At 66.5% G+C, this 17,344-nt stretch carries 21 protein-coding genes; 18 read left to right on the top strand and 3 right to left on the bottom strand.

The window, feature by feature from the left end; all coding sequences use genetic code 11:
• Nucleotides 1–276: 276 nt before the first annotated feature.
• The 11 genes from ACM6LU_RS34330 (at nt 277) to ACM6LU_RS34280 (ending at nt 8,528) form a co-directional block, all read left to right on the top strand.
• Nucleotides 277–768, top strand: coding sequence for a CarD family transcriptional regulator (locus ACM6LU_RS34330; protein WP_005165253.1), 492 nt, complete (start codon nt 277–279; stop codon nt 766–768).
• A gap of 74 nt (nt 769–842) precedes the next feature.
• Nucleotides 843–1,478: an IspD/TarI family cytidylyltransferase gene (locus ACM6LU_RS34325; RefSeq protein ID WP_414942036.1), complete on the top strand. Its 636-nt coding sequence runs from the start codon at nt 843–845 to the stop codon at nt 1,476–1,478.
• A 116-nt stretch (nt 1,479–1,594) separates the two neighbouring features.
• Nucleotides 1,595–2,065, top strand: a complete 471-nt coding sequence (gene ispF / locus ACM6LU_RS34320; protein ID WP_414941999.1) for a 2-C-methyl-D-erythritol 2,4-cyclodiphosphate synthase — start codon at nt 1,595–1,597, stop codon at nt 2,063–2,065.
• Between the two features lie 29 nt (nt 2,066–2,094).
• Nucleotides 2,095–2,490 (top strand): PPOX class F420-dependent oxidoreductase, encoded by a 396-nt coding sequence (locus ACM6LU_RS34315; protein WP_414941998.1) that lies wholly within the window; start codon nt 2,095–2,097, stop codon nt 2,488–2,490.
• Between the two features lie 13 nt (nt 2,491–2,503).
• Nucleotides 2,504–2,899, top strand: coding sequence for a PPOX class F420-dependent oxidoreductase (locus ACM6LU_RS34310; RefSeq protein WP_414941997.1), 396 nt, complete (start codon nt 2,504–2,506; stop codon nt 2,897–2,899).
• A gap of 106 nt (nt 2,900–3,005) precedes the next feature.
• Nucleotides 3,006–3,692 (top strand): HAD family hydrolase, encoded by a 687-nt coding sequence (locus ACM6LU_RS34305; protein ID WP_414941996.1) that lies wholly within the window; start codon nt 3,006–3,008, stop codon nt 3,690–3,692.
• Between the two features lie 46 nt (nt 3,693–3,738).
• Complete coding sequence (gene cysS, locus ACM6LU_RS34300) at nt 3,739–5,130, top strand: cysteine--tRNA ligase (protein ID WP_414941995.1); 1,392 nt, start codon at nt 3,739–3,741, stop codon at nt 5,128–5,130.
• A 36-nt stretch (nt 5,131–5,166) separates the two neighbouring features.
• On the top strand, nt 5,167–6,123 hold the full coding sequence (gene rlmB / locus ACM6LU_RS34295) for a 23S rRNA (guanosine(2251)-2'-O)-methyltransferase RlmB (RefSeq protein ID WP_414941994.1): 957 nt from the start codon (nt 5,167–5,169) through the stop codon (nt 6,121–6,123).
• 102 nt (nt 6,124–6,225) lie between these two features.
• Complete coding sequence (locus ACM6LU_RS34290) at nt 6,226–7,659, top strand: MBOAT family O-acyltransferase (protein WP_414941993.1); 1,434 nt, start codon at nt 6,226–6,228, stop codon at nt 7,657–7,659.
• 30 nt (nt 7,660–7,689) lie between these two features.
• A complete protein-coding gene (locus ACM6LU_RS34285; protein ID WP_414941992.1) occupies nt 7,690–8,040 on the top strand; it encodes a hypothetical protein in 351 nt (116 codons plus the stop codon).
• Nucleotides 8,041–8,048: 8 nt separating this feature from the next.
• Nucleotides 8,049–8,528 (top strand): HIT family protein, encoded by a 480-nt coding sequence (locus ACM6LU_RS34280; protein WP_414941991.1) that lies wholly within the window; start codon nt 8,049–8,051, stop codon nt 8,526–8,528.
• Here the strand turns inward: ACM6LU_RS34280 and ACM6LU_RS34275 are convergent.
• On the bottom strand, nt 8,456–9,175 hold the full coding sequence (locus ACM6LU_RS34275; RefSeq protein WP_414941990.1) for an alpha/beta fold hydrolase: 720 nt from the start codon (nt 9,173–9,175) through the stop codon (nt 8,456–8,458). The genes ACM6LU_RS34280 and ACM6LU_RS34275 overlap by 73 nt on opposite strands.
• 88 nt (nt 9,176–9,263) lie before the next feature.
• Here ACM6LU_RS34275 and ACM6LU_RS34270 point away from each other — a divergent pair, with 88 nt between their 5' ends.
• The 5 genes from ACM6LU_RS34270 to ACM6LU_RS34250 all read left to right on the top strand — a co-directional run bounded on the left by ACM6LU_RS34270 (nt 9,264) and on the right by ACM6LU_RS34250 (nt 13,046).
• Nucleotides 9,264–9,824 carry a TetR/AcrR family transcriptional regulator gene (locus ACM6LU_RS34270; protein ID WP_414941989.1) on the top strand — a complete coding sequence of 187 codons (561 nt, stop codon included), beginning with the start codon at nt 9,264–9,266 and terminating at the stop codon, nt 9,822–9,824.
• Nucleotides 9,821–10,426, top strand: a complete 606-nt coding sequence (locus tag ACM6LU_RS34265; RefSeq protein ID WP_414941988.1) for a transglutaminase-like domain-containing protein — start codon at nt 9,821–9,823, stop codon at nt 10,424–10,426. Before ACM6LU_RS34270 ends, ACM6LU_RS34265 begins: the two co-directional genes overlap by 4 nt.
• Nucleotides 10,427–10,575: 149 nt before the next feature.
• Nucleotides 10,576–11,622: a hypothetical protein gene (locus ACM6LU_RS34260; protein ID WP_414941987.1), complete on the top strand. Its 1,047-nt coding sequence runs from the start codon at nt 10,576–10,578 to the stop codon at nt 11,620–11,622.
• Nucleotides 11,623–11,662: 40 nt separating this feature from the next.
• Entirely contained in the window at nt 11,663–12,301 is a 639-nt protein-coding gene (locus ACM6LU_RS34255; protein WP_414941986.1) for a hypothetical protein, read from the top strand.
• 61 nt (nt 12,302–12,362) lie between these two features.
• The gene (locus ACM6LU_RS34250; protein WP_414941985.1) at nt 12,363–13,046 is read left to right on the top strand and encodes an HD domain-containing protein; all 684 of its coding nucleotides are present in this window, start codon (nt 12,363–12,365) and stop codon (nt 13,044–13,046) included.
• On the opposite strand, the gene ACM6LU_RS34245 is transcribed toward ACM6LU_RS34250, so the two are convergent.
• Together ACM6LU_RS34245 and ACM6LU_RS34240 are read right to left on the bottom strand one after the other, a co-directional pair.
• Nucleotides 13,043–13,693, bottom strand: a complete 651-nt coding sequence (locus tag ACM6LU_RS34245) for a class II aldolase/adducin family protein (RefSeq protein ID WP_414942035.1) — start codon at nt 13,691–13,693, stop codon at nt 13,043–13,045. The two genes, ACM6LU_RS34250 and ACM6LU_RS34245, sit on opposite strands and share 4 nt — an antisense overlap.
• Before the next feature lie 80 nt (nt 13,694–13,773).
• On the bottom strand, nt 13,774–14,709 hold the full coding sequence (locus tag ACM6LU_RS34240; RefSeq protein ID WP_414941984.1) for a hypothetical protein: 936 nt from the start codon (nt 14,707–14,709) through the stop codon (nt 13,774–13,776).
• A gap of 124 nt (nt 14,710–14,833) precedes the next feature.
• Between ACM6LU_RS34240 and ACM6LU_RS34235 the strand changes: the two genes are divergently transcribed.
• A complete protein-coding gene (locus ACM6LU_RS34235) occupies nt 14,834–16,063 on the top strand; it encodes a DUF445 domain-containing protein (RefSeq protein ID WP_414942034.1) in 1,230 nt (409 codons plus the stop codon).
• 47 nt (nt 16,064–16,110) lie between these two features.
• A complete protein-coding gene (locus tag ACM6LU_RS34230) occupies nt 16,111–17,337 on the top strand; it encodes a DUF445 domain-containing protein (protein ID WP_414941983.1) in 1,227 nt (408 codons plus the stop codon).
• Nucleotides 17,338–17,344 lie beyond the last annotated feature (7 nt).

Raw genomic sequence — 17,344 nt, 5'->3', positions numbered from 1 at the left:
GCCTCTTCACCGCGAAGACTAGCCGGGCGGCGTCGCGGCCGGAGAACCCGGTGCGTGTTGACACGCGACCCAATGCGGTGACGTGCCCAAGATCAACCGTCTACAAAGGAATTGGAAAGCGTTCGCTTCTCACCTGCATGAGCATGGGCGAATTGGGTTTGTCAACCCCCGGGCGGACCACCGTCAGGCCGCTGACCTGCAACGACGATCGCGGGTCGCTAGGTGGGCCTCGTCGGCACGTGCTAAGATGAATTCAGCGAAAGGGGCAGAGGACACATGGTTTTCAAGGTCGGAGAGACCGTCGTCTACCCGCACCACGGTGCCGCACTCATCGAAGCCATCGAGACCCGCGTGATCAAGGGCGAGGAGAAGAAGTACCTCGTCCTCAAAGTCGCGCAAGGGGATCTTACGGTTCGCGTGCCCGCTGACAACGCCGAGATCGTCGGTGTTCGTGATGTCGTCGGGCAAGAAGGACTGGACAAGGTTTTCGACGTTCTGCGTGCTCCGCACACCGAAGAGCCCACTAACTGGTCTCGTCGGTACAAGGCCAACCTCGAGAAGCTCGCCTCTGGCGATGTGAACAAGGTGGCCGAAGTGGTGCGCGACCTCTGGCGGCGAGAGAAGGACCGCGGACTTTCAGCCGGTGAGAAGCGCATGCTGGCGAAGGCGCGGCAAATTCTGGTCAGCGAGCTGGCGCTCGCAGAGGGTACCGACGAGGACAAGGCTGAAGTCCTCCTCGACGAAGTTCTGGAGACCGCGGCAGTCTGAATCGGCGGGTGTCCCACGCCGGGTGAGGCTGCGCGGGAGACCTCTACGATCGTGCACATATGAGCACCGTCCCCATGAGCACGATCGCGTTCGTCACTGCCGTTCAACACCACGCCTCCGACGCGGAGCTCGCTCTCGCGCCGGTCAATGGTGAAGCTCTACTCACGCACACTGTGCGGGGGCTGCTCGCGCTGCCGGATCTCGATCTGGTGGTCGTGGCGGCCCCCGAGCGGTGTGCGTTGTCGTTTTCGGCCGCTCTCCTCGACTTCCCGGAGCGTTGCCGGATGATACCCGGCTCTTCGCTCAAAGACGCTTTCGACACCGTCGAAAAAGAAATCGCCGGGGATCCCGTCTTCCTCGTGCACGACGCTTTGCGCGCCTTCACTCCCGCGGACACGATCCGTGCCGTCACGGACGCGGTCCGTGCGGGCTCACCGTTCGTCGTTCCCGTACTACCGATGGCTGACACGGTCAAAGTGACTGACGCGGCGAAGGTCATCACGGGCACCAAAGACCGCGCGTACCTGCGCACGGCGCAAACCCCGCTCGGCTTCACTCGTGAGACTTTTCTCTCGTATGCCGATAAACCGTCTCTCGACGGCGCGCACACCGTCGCCGGTCACCCCGATGCGATGCGGGTCACCAATACGTTCGAACTGAAACTGGCCGAGGCGATTGCCGTGGCCGGAGAAGAAGAGGAAACCCTCTGATTCACTCGCGCCGCGCCGCTGGTGTGGGCGGACGGGCGCACCCCTCCAAAGATGACCCATAACTCGCCGAGGCTGCCAACACACCGCGCGAACAGGCGAAGAGAAGAGGAAACCCTGTGAGGATCGGCAACGGCGTCGACGTCCACCCCATCGAGGAGGGCCGCGAATGCTGGATCGCCGGTCTCCTCTGGCCCGGCGTCGACGGCTGCGCGGGGCATTCCGACGGCGACGTCGCGGCGCACGCGTTGTGCGACGCGCTACTGTCCGCGGCGGGGCTCGGTGATCTCGGGGCGGTGTTCGGCACCGGCGATCCGCGGTGGGCAGGCAAGCACGGCGTCGAGTTCCTCGCCGAGGCACGGCGACTGGTCGAAGCGGGCGGCTGGACCGTCGGGAACGCGACCGTCCAGATCGTCGGCAACGCGCCGCGCGTCGGGAAGCGCCGTGAAGAGGCGCAGAAAGTGCTGAGCGAGGCTGTCGGCGGGCCGGTGAGCGTCTCCGGGACGACGACCGACGGGCTCGGCCTGACCGGACGCGGCGAGGGCATCGCGGCGTTCGCGACGGCGTTGCTCTTAACCTCGCAGGAATAGGGCGCGCCGGGAGCCTGTTCTCCCCTGTCATGGCAGTCACACTTCCCGAACCGGTCCGAGAACTGGTGGACGGCAAGAACTTCGCGACCGTGGCCACGCTGGACGCCGACGGCGGCCCGCAGACCTCGGTCATCTGGGTGGGCCTCGACGACGGCGATCTGGTCTTCAGCGCCACCGAAGACAGGCTGAAGGTGCGGAACCTCCGTCGAGACCCGCGCGCGAGCGTGTCGATCACCGACGCGGAGAACCCTTACCGGCACACGCAACTGCGCGGCACGGTCACGATCATTCCCGATCCCGAGAAGACCTTGCCGAAGCGGCTGAGCCACAAGTACCTCGGCCAGGACCCGCCGCCGGAAGGCCCGGAAGCCGAGCGAGTGATCGTCCGGCTGCGGGTGGACAGGATCGCCGGGAACGTTCGTTGATTAGGCTCTCGTCATGGGTGTGACCTTCAACGACCAGACCAAGAAACTCCTGGACGGCAACAACTTCCCCGTCCTCGCCACCATCAACGCCGACGGCTCCGCGCAGACGTCCGTGCTGTGGGCGAAGCGGGACGGCGACACGGTGATCTTCGCGACCGTCCGCGGCCGTCTCAAGGAGCGGAACATGGCCAGGGACCCGCGGGTGTCCGTGTCGGTGTTCGACCAGGAGAACCCGTACGACTACGTCGAGATCCGCGGGACCGTGGAAATGACCGACGAGGGCGGGCGCGAGCTGATCAACGAGCTCTCGCACAAGTACCTCGACAAGGACTACCCGGACGAGCCTGCGGAGGTCGTGCGCGTGCTGGTCCGGATCACGCCGACCAAGATCACCGGCAACGCCGCCTGACCCGCGCCATGAACGGTCCGTTCCTTGCGAATTTCGCAAGGAACGGACCGTTCATCTCACACGCGGGGAGAGGTCAAGTCCCACGATCGTGGCTAGTGTGGGACTCGTGACCTATCGCGCTGTGTTGTTCGACTTCTCCGGCACGGTCTTCCGGCTCGAGCAGGATGAGACCTGGCTCGCCGACCTCACCGACCACGAGGGGGAGAGCCTCGACGTCGAGGCCCAGACCGAACTGATGCGTCGGATGACCGCGCCAGTCGGCCAGGTCGTGGACCTCGACGAGGCGCACCTGTACGCCTGGCACCACCGCGACCGCGACCCGGTGCTGCACCGCAAGGTGTACCTCGAGGTCCTGAAGCGGTCCGGGGTCCCGCACGCCGACCAGGCCGTCGCGCTCTACACCCGGCTGATCGATCCCAGCCAGTGGACGCCGTACCCGGACACCGAGGCCGTGCTCAAGGGCGTCTCCGGCAAGGGCGTCCGGGTCGGGGTGCTGAGCAACATCGCCTTCGACATCCGGCCGGCCTTCAGCCGCCGCGGCTGGGACGCCTTCGTCGACGAATTCATCCTGTCCTTCGAGGTCGGGGCCGTGAAACCGGAGCCGGAGATCTTCCGGACGGCCGTCGAACGGCTCGGCGTCGAACCGGCGGAGACGCTGATGGTCGGCGACAGCGAGGAGGCCGACGGTGCCGCACGCGAGGTCGGCTGCGCGTTCGCGCTGGTAGAGCCGCTGCCGACGACCGAGCGCCCGGACGCTCTCCTCCACGCCCTCCGCACCCACAACGTGCTGTAACACGGTCACTGCGACATCGCTCACCCCGACCCCGTACCCTTTTAGGGTGGCACTACACCTCTATGACACCGCGACCCGGAGCGTGCGGGAATTCCACCCCGCCCGTAGCGGAACGGCGTCCATGTACGTGTGTGGTGCCACCGTGCAGGGCATCCCCCACATCGGCCACATCCGCGGCGCGCTGAACTACGACGTCCTGCGCCGCTGGCTCGTCCACAGTGGACTCGATGTGCTGATGGTCCGCAACGTCACCGACATCGACGACAAGATCCTCACCAAGGCCGCCGAAGCGGGTCGTCCCTGGTGGGAGTGGGCGGCCACGCACGAGCGCGCGTTCGAGTCGGCGTACGAGTCGCTGGGCTGCCTGCCCGCTTCGATCTCGCCGCGGGCGACCGGGCACGTCACACAGATGGTCGAGTTGATGCGGCGGCTGATCGACGGCGGGCACGCGTACGCCTCCGGCGGCGACGTGTACTTCTCGGTCAAGGCGTTCGACGGTTACGGCGACCTGTCCGGCCAGAAGCTCGACGAGGTCCAGCAGGGCGAGAGCCTCGCCGAGGGCAAACGCGACCCGCGCGACTTCACCCTGTGGAAGACCGCGAAGCCGGGCGAACCGTCGTGGCCGACGCCGTGGGGCTCCGGGCGTCCCGGCTGGCACCTCGAGTGCTCCGCGATGGCGACGACCTACCTCGGCCCCGAGTTCGACATCCACGGCGGCGGCATCGACCTGGTGTTCCCGCACCACGAGAACGAGCGCGCCCAGTCCAACGCGGCGGGTGACCCGTTCGCGCGGTTCTGGCTGCACAACGCCTGGGTGACCATGGCGGGCGAGAAGATGGCCAAGACGCTGGGCAACACGGTGTCGATCCCGGAGATGCTCAAGAACTACCGGGCACCCGAACTGCGGTACTACCTGGTCCAGCCGCACTACCGGTCGACGGTCGACTACTCCGACGGGGCCGTCGCCGAAGCCGCGCAGGGCTACCGGCGGATCGAGCAGTTCCTCCGGCGTACCGCGGGCGTCGTCGGTGACGTCCACCTCGGCGAGGTCGCGAAAGACTTCGCCGCCGCGCTCGACGACGACCTGGCCACCCCGCAGGCGTTCGCAGTGCTGCACAACACGGTCCGCGACGGTAACGCTGCCCTCGACGCAGCCGACAATTCCAAGGCACTCGAATTCGCCGCCTCCGTGCGCGCGATGACCGACGTGCTCGGCCTCGACCCGCTCTCCGCGCGCTGGTCCGAGGCGGGCGGCAACGAAACGCCCACCCGGCAGGCACTGTCCGATCTCGTGGAAGGGCTGCTCACCGAACGGCAGCAGGCCCGCGCCGAGAAGGACTTCGCCCGTGCGGACGCCGCGCGTGACCGTCTCCAGCAGGCGGGCATCGTGGTGGAGGACACCCCGAACGGTCCACAGTGGACCGTCAAGGAAGTCTGACACTTACTCGCTTTTCTAGCTCAAGGATTCTCACTGATGGCAGGCAACTCCCGGCGCCAGGGCGCTATTCGCAAGCCCGGCACGAAGAAGGGTCAGGTCGTCGGTTCCGGCGGCCAGCGCCGGAAGGGCCTGGAAGGCAAGGGCCCGACCCCCAAGGCCGAGGACCGGCCAGGGCACAAGGCGTACCGCATGGCAGGCGCGCGTGACCGCAAGGAACAGGCACGGCAGAAGAAGGCCGACAAGCCGGAGCTGATCGCCGGCCGCAACCCGGTGGTCGAGGCGCTGCGCGCCGACGTGCCCGCCACCGCGCTGTACGTCGCGCTCAACATCGAGATCGACGACCGCGTCAACGACGCCGTCCGGCTCGCCGGCGACAAGGGCATCTCGATACTGGAGATCCCGCGCGAGGAACTCGACCGCAAGACCAACCGGGCCATGCACCAGGGCCTGGGCCTGCAGGTCCCGCCGTTCGAGTACGCGCACCCCGGTGACCTGATGGCCTCGGCGAAGGACTCGGGCAGCACTCCGCTGTTCGTCGCGCTCGACGGCGTCACCGACCCGCGCAACCTCGGTGCCGTGATCCGCTCGGCCGCCGCGTTCGGCGCGCACGGCGTCCTGCTGCCGGAGCGGCGCAGCGCGGGCATGACCGCGGTCGCGTGGCGGACCTCCGCCGGCACCGCCGCCAAGCTGCCGATCGCCGTCGCGACCAACCTGACCCGCCAGCTGAAGGCGTGGAAGGACGACGGCCTGATGGTCGTCGGCCTCGACGCGGACGGCTCGGTGGACATCGACGAGCTCGACCTCGCGGCGGACCCGCTGGTCATCGTGCTCGGCTCGGAGGGCCGCGGCCTCTCCCGGCTGGTGCGCGAGACCTGCGACGCGACCGTGTCGATCCCGATGGCGGCCGGTGTCGAGTCGCTCAACGCGTCGGTCGCGGCCGGTGTGCTGCTGGCCGAGGTGGCCCGCCGCCGCCGCAGCGCGGGACGTGTCTGACCCCGCACTTCGCGGACACGCAGTTCATCGACATCGGGCGGGGACCTCAGGCTAAGGTCACCAGCGGATAAGGCGTAACCGTTCCTGGGGGACCCCGCACCGATGTCGTTCATTTCGCCACTGTTCCTGTGGTACTTCATGCCGGCGGTACTGCTCGCCGTGCTGGTGTGCCCGCGCAGCTGGCGGAACGGCATCGTCGCCGCGGGCAGCCTGATCTTCTACGCCACCGGCGCCGGACCGTACACGCTGGTGCTGATCGGCTGCATGGTGGTCAACTTCCTGGCCGGGCCCGCGCTGGAGCCGAACGCCTGGGACCTGCAGAACAAGCGGCGCAAGCGGCTGCTGCTCGGGGTCATCGGCCTCAACGTCGGCATGCTGCTGATCTGGAAGTACGCGGGTTTCGCGACCCAGCAGATCGCGGCCGTGACGCACTGGTTCGGCGGCGGCTTCCCGGTGGCCGACCTGGTCATCCCCATCGGCATCTCGTTCTACACGTTCCACCACATCTCGTACGTGGTGGACATCTACCGCGGCGAACGCCGGGCGCTGCGCGACCCGGTGTCGTTCGCCGCGTACATCGCGATGTTCCCGCAGCTGGTGGCCGGGCCGATCGTGCGCTACCGCGAGATCGCCGACCAGCTGCCGCAGCAACGGTCACACCGCCTCGACGACATCGCCGCCGGTTTCCCGCGCTTCGCGCTCGGGCTGTGCAAGAAGACGATCATCGCGGACTCGCTCAGCCCGATGGTGGACGCGTGCTTCAACACCTCACCGGATCAAATGACCTTCGCGATCGCCTGGCTGGGCGCGATCGGCTACACCCTCCAGCTGTTCTTCGACTTCTCCGGATACTCCGACATGGCGATCGGGCTCGGCCGCATGCTCGGCTTCCGGCTACCGGAGAACTTCGCGCGGCCGTACTCGTCGGTGACCATCACCGAGTTCTGGCGGCGCTGGCACATGTCGCTGTCGCGCTGGTTCCGCGACTACGTCTACATCCCGCTGGGCGGCAACCGCACCGGCGCCGGGCACACGTACCGGAACCTGTGCATCGTGTTCGTGCTGACCGGGTTCTGGCACGGCGCGCAGTGGACGTTCGTGATCTGGGGCATCTACCACGGCGCGCTGCTGATCGTGGAACGCGCTTTCGGCTACGACGTCACCCCGAAGACCCGGGCCGCCCGCATCGGCCGCCGCGCGCTGACGCTCGTGCTCGTGGTCTTCGGCTGGGTGTTCTTCCGCGCCGAGGACCTGCCGCACGCGCTCGGCATGATCGGGCACATGGTGCTGCCCGACTTCACCGGCCTCACCGACGTCGTCGAGAGCGCGGTGACCAATCAGCGGCTCATCATCTTGCTGTGCGCGCTGGCGATCGTGTTCCTGCCCGCGCATCCGGTGACCGGGCCGCTGCTGGAGTCCTCGCGGAGCCGCCCGGCGACGGCGCTGCGGATCGGCGTGATGACCGTGGGGCTGGTGTACGCGGCCATCCTGATCGCGACCGGGACGTTCAGCCCGTTCCTGTACTACCAGTTCTAGAGAGGCCGCAGTTCTGATGGAGCACCGAGAATGACCGACCTGGCCACTCAGCCCGGCGTGATCCCCTACGTCGACAACCACGACGGTCCGCGCCGGCTGCTCGTTGTCGAGATATCTCCCTTCAGCGCCAACGCGGTGCGCCACTACGCGCCTTTCACGAGCATCGACGGCAGGCAGTACGTGGTCTCGTGGGGCTCCGTCACGTTCGAGATCCCCGCCGACCGGAACGTGCATGTCAGCGTGCATCTGCAGACCAACTACGCGACCGGGGTGACCTCGACCCCGTTCGCGTCGATCGTCCTGGCCCCGCACCCGGCTCCGGTCCGGCTGGCGACCCAGTTCACGACCAACGCCGAAGGCTCGCTCATGCCGGTCGGCTAGCCTGACTCATGACCGACGACTGGAAACGGGATCGGGTCGGGTCGGCGCTGCGCGGCGAGAACCCGACGGTGCTGCGACGGCTGGACACCGGATTCGCGGTGATCGGCGATACGCAGTTCCTACCGGGCTACTGCGTTCTCCTGACCGACGATCCCGCCGCCTGCCGCTTGACCGAGCTGCCACGCGAACGGCGGCTGGAGTTCCTGTCGGACATGGAGCTGCTCGGCGAAGCGGTCGAAAACGTCTGCAGGCGAAGGGATCCCGGCTTCCGTCGCGTCAACCTGGAGATCCTCGGCAACACGGATCCGTTCCTGCACGCGCACATCTGGCCGCGCTACGGCTGGGAGCCGACGGACCTCGTCGGGCGGCCGGTCTGGCTTTACCCGCGTGAAAACTGGGGTGAGTCTCTGGGTCCTCAGCACGACTCGCTCCGCTTGGAGTTGGCGCGAGAGATCGACAGGCTGCGGGCCGCGTCGAGCACGAGCTGAGAGAATTCCTTGCCACGCGCCATCGGCAGGTAGTGCCCGGCCTTCGGAACGGTGATCAGCCTGCCATCGGCGCAAGCGCCGAGGAAGCGGCGTTCGTGGCGCCGGAAGTGGTCGCGTGAGCCGTTGATCAGCCAGGTCGGGCCCGGATAGGTCGCGAGTTCGGCGAGCACGTCGAACTCGGCGAAGGCCTTGGCGATCTCCGGGATCACCTCGGTCGCGATGCCACCCTCGATCACCGCTTTGGCGAGCTTCGGCGGCAGGACACTCTCGAACAGCCACCGGCTGAGCCGTTCGCCCTGGTCCGGGCGGCGCATGAGCAGGCGGTGCGCGACACGGAACGGCGTCTCCAGCGTCCGCCCGGGCAGATAGGTCGAATCCGCGACGACGAGGCCGGCGACACGATCCGGATGACGTGCCGCGGCGGCGATGGCGACGTAGCCGCCGAGAGAGTGCCCGACGACCAGGGCGGGCTCCTCGATACCGTCGACGACGGCGTCCACCGCATCGTGCAGGGTGAACCGCTCGCCTCGGCGGGTGCCGTGCCCCGGCAGATCGATCGCTCGTGCGGAAGCGCCCGAGTATTCGAGTTGCTCGGCCCAGGCGGCACCGCTGAGCCGGACGCCGTGGACGAAGACGAGGGGGACCATGGATCTACCTCCTGAATGCAACGCACCGTTGCGTTGCAAAGTACTGGCGATCGTCGCACGACGCAACGGTGCGTTGTATTGTCGTCCGGTGAGCACGCGGAACGGTCCCCGCAAGGCCGAGGCGATCTTCGCCGCAACCCTCGAGCTGCTGGCCGAGTACGGCTACGAGAAGCTCGCCATCGAGGCCGTCGCCGCCCGGTCCGGCGTCAACAAGACGACGCTGTACCGGTGGTGGTCGTCCAAGGACGCGCTCCTGGCCGCGGCGCTGCGCGACTCGGAACTCTTCGCGCTCGCCGTCCCGGACACCGGCAGCCTTCGCGGAGATCTTCTCGCCGTGGCAACGCAGATCCACCGGCTGCTGACCTCGGAGCACACCGCGCCGATCGTCACGGCGACACTGACGGCGGCCCCCCGCCGTCCGGAACTCGGCGATGTGTCGCGAAGCTTCTTCGCCGACCGTTCGACTCGAGAAAAGCCGATCTTCGAACGCGCCGCCACCAGGGGCGAACTACGGGCAGGCGCCGACCCGGTCGTGGTGATGGATTTGCTCGCGGGAGCGATCTGGTTCCGGCTACTGCTACGCGGCGGCGAAGCCGGTCCGAAATTCCTCGAAGAAGCCATCGACACCGTACTGGACGGCGCAACGTGAAAATCACCTTGAAGATCGAATCCGAGCGGCTCGAAGACTATCTCGCCGTCGACGAAGTCATCGATCACGATCATCCGCTGATCCGCGAAACGGCTGACGTGCTGTCACCGACCGGCGGCACCGAAGTCGACGTGATTCGTTCGATGTTTCACTTCGTGCGCGACGACATCGCCCATTCGGTGGACGCCGCCGATTCCCGAGTCACTCTTATGGCCTCCGAGGTTCTGCGCGAGCGGGTCGGCCTCTGCTACGCGAAGGCCCATCTGCTGGCCGCTTTGCTTCGCAGCCAGGGTATCCCGGCCGGGTTCTGCTATCAGCGGATCGGCGTCCTGCACGGGCTCAACGGCGTGTACATCGCCGGTCTGGACCGGTGGATCCGGCTCGACCCGAGAGGTAACAAGAACGGCGCGGACGCACACTTTCCTTTCCTGCGAAAGAGTTCGCCGGAAGATGAGCGACTCGCGTGGACCCTGGACCCCACCAGAGGTGAGATCGACTTCCCCACGGTGTACTCCGCGCCCTCTTCGGCCGTTGTCGAAACACTGTCGTCCGCGAAGCCCGGCCCCGCTTGGTACGAAGGGATCCTTCCGCACGCTCCGTGAGCGGTTTTTCCGCGTTTCGGCGAAACCTCGGCCGCGAATAAGGCATAGCCGTGCGTTACGTTCGCTGTTGGTATCTTTCCCCCGAATTTCTTATTTCGGCATGGTCACCAGGCGCGTAGAGTAACTCCCCGCACTCGAACAGATACGCAATGCGTTCGTCCGTTCGGGTGCGGATCAAGGAGGTGACCCCCGTGCCCGCGGACGCCGACCGGCTCCGCCGTACCCCACTGCAAGAGATCTTCTGGACCAGGACGAGCCTGTTGCTCACCGTACTGGTCGTCATCGCGGGCCTCAGCCTGTGGATCTCCAGCATGATGGATCCCGGCGCCGGCAAGACCCTGCTCACTTCACTGGGCACCGGCACCCTGATCTCCGCCGTGGTCGGCTTCGGCCAGACCCTGATCACCGCGGCCGCGTCACAGCGCGCGATGGTGACCCCGGTGATCGAGGAAAGCCGCCGCGCGCTGGAAGCGCTCAGCGCCGAATACCGTTCGCTCAACAAGGAATTCTTTCCCACCCACGTCTTCGAGGCGACCGCCGACCCGGATCCGTTGTTCAACCGGGTCATGACCGAAGACCTCGACGTGGCAAGGCACTACTTCTTCCGCGGCTTCTCCGGCAGGCACGCCGCGGCCCGATTGCTGTTGTCCCGCACGGAAAGGGAGCTTCGCGTGGTCATCGCCGACCCGCGCGACGAGGGGGCCATCAGCGGCAGGGCGCGCTATCTCCTGCGCAGCGAAGAGGCGGGCATGGACTACGAGACGATCCAATCCCGGCTCAACGACGAGATCAGCATCGGCCTGGTCGGGCTGTTCCTGGCCCGCAGCCGCTGCTCGCTGGTGGACATCACCGTCGTAGCCGACCCGCCGCTGGACCGGCTCGAGGTATTCGACGAGAGCGTCTGGGTGACCCTGTACAGCGACATCCGCGGCGCGACCACGCTGTATCCGCGGACACTACGGTTCAGCGAAGGTTCCTTCCTGTACAACAAGGAGCGCTCCGAATTCCTGCGGGTGTCCCAGTCCCGCGCCGGACGGCACTTCCGCATCTCCACCACGACGACGAGGGCGGATTTCCTCGCCCTGTACGAAAAGATCACGGGCTCACCCCTATCCGAACAGAACTTCCTCGAACTGGAAGCGAAATTCCACGCCTTCCGGAAGGAGTTCACCACACTCGCCGAGTTGAACCCCTGACCTCTCGGCGTCACGAATTACTAGAACTGAGGAGCTGAAGTTGCTCACTCGCTTGTCCCCCCTCACCCGGTTGTCCGCGTTGCTCCGCACGACGGACCTGCCGCTGGCGCAGCATTGGCAAGTCGTCGACGAGATCTTCCGGGACTGGACGTCGAGACCCGAGCTGCGCACGGACCTTCGGCAGCACCTGGATTCGCTGAGCCCGGACGAGGCAAGCGCGGTACTCGGCCGATCCCGCGAGACGACCACCCACTTCGCCTGGTGCCTGCTCGATTCCCCGACGGATCCCTTTTCACTCTGGCTCCACGAGTACAAGGCACCGCAAGACTGGCGTGAGGGCTACGCCGATTCCGTGCACAACCACAGATATCACTTCTGCACCACGATCCTCCGTGGCCACTACGTCCACGAGCGTTATTCGACCCTGCGCGACCAGCTCTCCGGATTGATCACATCGGTTCGGTTACGACGTAGCGCACTGTGCCAGGCCGGGTCGGTAGGCGTCATGTACGCGGACGAGTTCCATCGGATTCCCGAAGCCACCGAAGGGACTATGACGTTTTTGGTGAAATCACGCCCGGTAAGCGAGTTCAGTCTTTCCTATGACCCGAAGACCGGAATCGGGCATCGTCACGTTCCGGTGGAGGTCCGATTGGGGGACCTGGCCGACCGTATCTAACTACACACCGCCGTCGAAGCGCATACCATTACTCCACCCGTAAACGGGATCGGAGAGGTGTATGCGCGCGCGAAAGAACACGATTCCTTCCCAGACCATCGACGCCGTCGAGCATCGCGTCCGGCGACTGTGCTGGCGCTATGCGGACAAACTGCAGTTCCACGGCTGGCATCACGTGAGTTTCGTCCGGGCCAAGGCCGCGGGGTTCGCCGAGCACAACGGTGCGGATCGCACCGTCGTGGAGGTGGCGGCACTGGTGCACGACGTGAACTACATCGTGCTCCGGAACTCCCCCGCGGCCGCCGGGCGAGACCTCCGGTTGGGCATCCTGCGGGAGTGCGGCGTCGAGGACGCCGTGGCCCGGTGGATCGACAAGATCATCGACGAGGCCGAGATGGCGACCCGCGGCCGGCACATCTCGCTGGAGGCCCAGGCGTTGAGCGACGCCGACACGCTGTTCAAGGCGCTGCCGGTGACGCCCGTCGTGCTCGCCCACCGCTATCTGCGGGAGAACGGGCTGAGCCTCCGCGAGCTGGCGCACAAGATCGTCGGCGAGCAACGCGATGTCCACGACGGCGGCTACTACTTCTACAACCCGAAGGCCGCTGAGACCTACTCGCGGTGGGCGCTGGCGAACCTTCAGCTGTGGCAATGCATCAAGGAAGCCGTCGACGACCCCAACGTCGTCGAACTCCTCGACGCGGTGCACGCGGTAGATCTCGAAGTGGAGCCCGCCGCCTCCTAACGCTGCCCGTAGCCGCGGAGTTTCTCCACGACGTGCTCGATCTCGGCGGGCGGGAGCAGGTTCGGCGTTCCTGCCGCCCGCGCCGTCAACCAGACCTGGCAGGCCCACTCGAGCTGCTGTGCCCGGCTGTACGCGGAGCCGAGGCTGTCGCCGAAGGTGATCGTGCCGTGATTGGCCAGCAGGCAGCCTCGGCGGCCTTCCATGGCCTCCAGCATGGTTTTGGCGAGCTCTTCGGTGCCGTACGTCGCGTAGGACGCGACGCGGACCGTCGGGCCGATCGAGGCGAGCATGTAGTGGATCGCCGGTACCTCGGTGACGAGGGTGGAGACGGCCGTGGCGTGCACGGAATGCGTGTGCACCACGGCGGAGACCGCCTTGCCGTCCGGATCGGCCGCCTGCCGGTAGACGGCGAGATGCATCGGGAGTTCGCTGGTCGGTTCGAGCGAGCCGTCGACGATCTTGCCGTCGAGGTGGACCACGGGCACGTCTTCCGGCCGCAGCCCGGCGTAGTCGACCCCGGTCGGGGTCACCGCGATCAGCTCGCCCTGCCTCGCGGAGACGTTGCCGGACGTGCCGACCACCAGTCCGCCGGTGGTCATCCGGCGGGCGAATTCGCAGACCGCCAAGCGCTCTTTGGCCAGGATCACCGTCACAACCTCCACGGGAGGCCTCGGATCGCAGGGGCTGGACGACGACGAGCTGTTCGCCGTCGTCCAGCGTCGAGAGATCAGGAAGGGCGTGGGCCGTTGGTCTTGGCGGGAACCGGCTTGGGTGCTTCAGCCGCCTTGGGCGCAGCGGCGGCCGCGGGTGCCTCGGGGGCGGGAGCCAGCAGCTTGATGGCCTCCTGGACGGCGACGTCCGTGGCGGAGAGCCGTTCGGCGACCTTCGACCGGAGTTCCAGCGCGAGCTTCCGGGCCTGCTGAGCCTCGGCCTGCTTGGTCTTCGCGTCGGTGAGGGCCTCCGCGACCTGCTCCTGCTTCGCGGCGATGTCCTCCGCCGAAGACTTCTCCGACTTGGCGATCTTCTCCGCCGAAAGCCGCTCGGCTTCGGCACGCTTGTCCGCCGAGACCCGGTCGGCTTCCGCGATCTTGTCCGCGGCGACCTTCTCCGCCTCCGCGCGACGAGCCGCCGAAGCCTCCTCGGCCTTCTTGTCCGCGGCGGCACGAGTCCGGACGCTCTCCATGTCCAGTTCCTTGCGCTTCTGCGCCGCCTCGGAGTTCAGCCGCTCGCTCTCGGCCTGAGCGTCCTTGGCCGCCTTGTCGCTCGCGCGCTGCGTCTCGTGGGCATACCTGTCCGCCTCGGCGCGGGTCGACTTGGCGTCGGCTTCCGCGGCCGCCTTGAGGTCGGCGATCTCCTCCTCGGCGAGCTGCATCATCATGCGGACGCGTTCGGCCATCGCGCCGGCGCCGGACGGGCTCGCGCTCATCCGCACGAGGGCGGCCTTGGTCTCGTCCAGTTCCTTCTGGGCGTGGCCGAGCGCTTTGGTGAGTTCACCGGCGGTCGCCACGGCCTCGTCGCGGTTGCGCGAGGTCTGCTTGAGTTCGGTCGACAGTTCGGCGAGCCGCTCGTCGACCTGACGCTTGTCGTATCCGCGGACGGAGCCCGCGAACTGGGGCGATTTCGCTGAGGGCGCCTGAGGCGCCGTCTTCTCAGGAGCGACCATGGCGGACACCTTAATGAGCTTGGGCCCGTCGAGTAGTACCGCCAAACGGCTGCACTCGGCGGGCGACCGACCGATCACCTGGCATCCTGCATTGTCGACAGGTCGTAAGCAGGGGGAGGCCCGGTTGGACATCTCGGCGATCCTCGACGACATCAGGGAGCACTGGCACATCTACGCCACGATGCCCTTCATCGCCGCGCTCATCGGCTACATCACGAAACGCGTCGCCATCGAGATGATGTTCCGGCCGCTGGAATTCGTCGGGATCAAACCCTTCCTCGGCTGGCAGGGAGTCATCCCGGCCAACTCTCGCCGGATGGCGACCACCGCCGTCGACCTGCTGACCAAGAACCTCGTCGATCCGCGGGAGATCTTCTCCCGGCTCGATCCCGACGAGGTCGTCAAGGAACTGGAAGAGCCGCTCCTCAAGGCCGTCGAGGACGTCACCCGCGAGGTGATGGAGCAGTACCAGCCCAGATTGTGGGAACTGCTCCCGACGCGGGCGCAGCGGATGCTGGTCGATCAGGTCCGGGCGCAGGCGCCGAAGGTCGTCGCGCGGCTGTTGCGCGAGGTGTCGACGAACATCGACGAGGTCCTCGACGTCAACGAGATGCTGATCAACGCGATGGTCCGGGACAAATCGCTGACCTGCCGCCTGATCAAGGAGGTCGCGACCCCGGAACTCCGCTTCATCGCCCGGTCCGGGATCTGGTTCGGCTTCGTCATCGGCCTGGTCCAGTTCGTCGCTTGGGCGCTGACGAAGCAGCCGTTGATCATGCCGATCTTCGGTTTCGTCACGGGGTTCGTCACGGACTGGCTGGCCCTGAGAATGATCTTCTACCCGCGTGAGCCGCGCCGGTTCCTGTTCTTCAGCTGGCAGGGCATGTTCCAGAAACGCCGCAAGGCGGTCGCCCGCGACTACGGCGCGCTGATCGCGGACGAGGTGCTCACCGTCCGGAACGTGCTGGAGGCCGTGCTCACCGGGCCGAAGTCGGACAAGTTGTTCTCGATGATCAGCCGCGAGGTCCGGCGGACCGTCGACGCGCAGGCGAGCATCGCGAAACCGTTGGTGGCGCTGACCGTCGGCGGCAAGCAGTACCAGGAGATGAAGGTGGCCGCGGCGGAGAAGGTGATCGCGTACCTCCCCGAAACGGTGAAACACGTGGACAGCTACGCCACTGACGCGCTCGACGTCCGCGACACGATCGTCGTGAAGATGCAGCAACTGACCCCGCTCGAGTTCGAAGGGATCCTGCGACCCGCCTTCCAGCAGGACGAAGGGAAGCTGATCGCGGTCGGCGCGGTGATCGGCGGGCTCGTGGGTGAACTTCAGGTCCTGCTCCTCCTCCATTGAGGACAGGCGGCTAGGTTCCCTCTAGCGAGACGCGGGAGGGGCTTCGAGTGGACGCCGTCGTCGCCGATCTGGGCGAGCACTGGCCGGTGTACGTCAGCATGCCGTTCATCGCGGCGCTGATCGGCTACGTCACCAAACGCGTCGCCATCGAGATGATGTTCAAGCCGGTGGAATTCGTCGGTGTCGAACCGTTCCTCGGCTGGCAGGGCGTGCTGCCGGCGAACGCCGAGCGGATGGCGGCCACCGCCACCGAGATGCTGACGAACAATCTCGTCGACCCGAAGGAGATCTTCGCCAGGCTCGACCCGGCCCAGGTGGCGAAGGAGATCGAGCAACCACTGCTGCGGGTCGTCGAGGAAGTCACCCGCGAGGTGATGGAGCAGTACCAGCCGCGACTGTGGGAAGTACTGCCGAACACCGCCCAGCAGCTGCTCCTGAAACGCGTACAGGCCGAGGCGCCACGCGCGATCACGAAGATCATGGGCGAGATCGCGGAGAACATCGAGGACGTCCTCGACCTCAAGCACATGGTCGTGACGAACCTGGTGCGTGACAAGGCGTTGCTGAACCGCCTGATCCGCGACATCTCGCGGCCGGAGATGCGGTTCATCGCGCGGTCGGGGATCGTGTTCGGCTTCTCCCTCGGCTGCGTGCAGTTGCTCGTGTGGGCGCTGACGAAGTCGCCGATCGTGCTACCGCTGTTCGGTATCGCCATCGGCTGGTTCACCGACTGGATCGCCCTGAAGATGATCTTCCTGCCGCGCGAGCCGAAGCGGTTCTTCGGCTTCTACACCTGGCAAGGCGTGTTCCAGAAACGCAAGGACCAGGTGGCCGCCGACTACGGCGACATGATCGCGCGCGAGATCATCACCATCCCGAACCTGCTCGAAGCCGTGCTGAGCGGGCCGAAGTCGGACAAACTGTTCACGATGATCACCCGTGAGGTGCAGCGGACCATCGACACGCAGGCCAGCGTCGTGAAGCCGTTCGTCGCGATGGCCGTCGGGAGCAGGAAGTTCCAGGAGATGAAGCAGACGGCGGCGTCGAAGGCGGCGGCACGGATCCCGGAGACGATCCGGCACGCCGAGGGCTACGCGGTCAACGCGCTCGACGTCCGGAACACCATTGTGGACAGAATGCGGCAGCTCAACCCGCTGGAATTCGAGCAGTTGCTACGCCCGGCGTTCCGGCAGGACGAGTGGAAACTGATCGCCGTCGGCGCCGTCATCGGTGGCCTTGTCGGTGAACTTCAGGTACTTCTGCTGCTTCACTGACGACCAG

It is taken from the genome of Amycolatopsis sp. cmx-11-51, from assembly GCF_047608665.1.
In the GTDB taxonomy this organism is placed as follows: Bacteria; Actinomycetota; Actinomycetes; order Mycobacteriales; family Pseudonocardiaceae; genus Amycolatopsis.
This window is presented reverse-complemented; position numbering and strand designations above follow the sequence as displayed.

Excerpts from the sequence above, each read along its gene's own strand:
- ACM6LU_RS34330 (WP_005165253.1), top strand. The coding sequence starts at position 277 with ATGGTTTTCAAGGTCGGAGAGACCGTCGTCTACCCGCACCACGGTGCC.
- ACM6LU_RS34325 (WP_414942036.1), top strand. The coding sequence starts at position 843 with ATGAGCACGATCGCGTTCGTCACTGCCGTTCAACACCACGCCTCCGAC.
- ACM6LU_RS34315 (WP_414941998.1), top strand. The coding sequence starts at position 2,095 with ATGGCAGTCACACTTCCCGAACCGGTCCGAGAACTGGTGGACGGCAAG.
- ACM6LU_RS34310 (WP_414941997.1), top strand. The coding sequence starts at position 2,504 with ATGGGTGTGACCTTCAACGACCAGACCAAGAAACTCCTGGACGGCAAC.
- rlmB (WP_414941994.1), top strand. The coding sequence starts at position 5,167 with ATGGCAGGCAACTCCCGGCGCCAGGGCGCTATTCGCAAGCCCGGCACG.
- ACM6LU_RS34290 (WP_414941993.1), top strand. The coding sequence starts at position 6,226 with ATGTCGTTCATTTCGCCACTGTTCCTGTGGTACTTCATGCCGGCGGTA.
- ACM6LU_RS34285 (WP_414941992.1), top strand. The coding sequence starts at position 7,690 with ATGACCGACCTGGCCACTCAGCCCGGCGTGATCCCCTACGTCGACAAC.
- ACM6LU_RS34280 (WP_414941991.1), top strand. The coding sequence starts at position 8,049 with ATGACCGACGACTGGAAACGGGATCGGGTCGGGTCGGCGCTGCGCGGC.
- ACM6LU_RS34275 (WP_414941990.1), bottom strand. The coding sequence starts at position 9,175 with ATGGTCCCCCTCGTCTTCGTCCACGGCGTCCGGCTCAGCGGTGCCGCC.
- ACM6LU_RS34260 (WP_414941987.1), top strand. The coding sequence starts at position 10,576 with ATGCGTTCGTCCGTTCGGGTGCGGATCAAGGAGGTGACCCCCGTGCCC.
- ACM6LU_RS34250 (WP_414941985.1), top strand. The coding sequence starts at position 12,363 with ATGCGCGCGCGAAAGAACACGATTCCTTCCCAGACCATCGACGCCGTC.
- ACM6LU_RS34240 (WP_414941984.1), bottom strand. The coding sequence starts at position 14,709 with ATGGTCGCTCCTGAGAAGACGGCGCCTCAGGCGCCCTCAGCGAAATCG.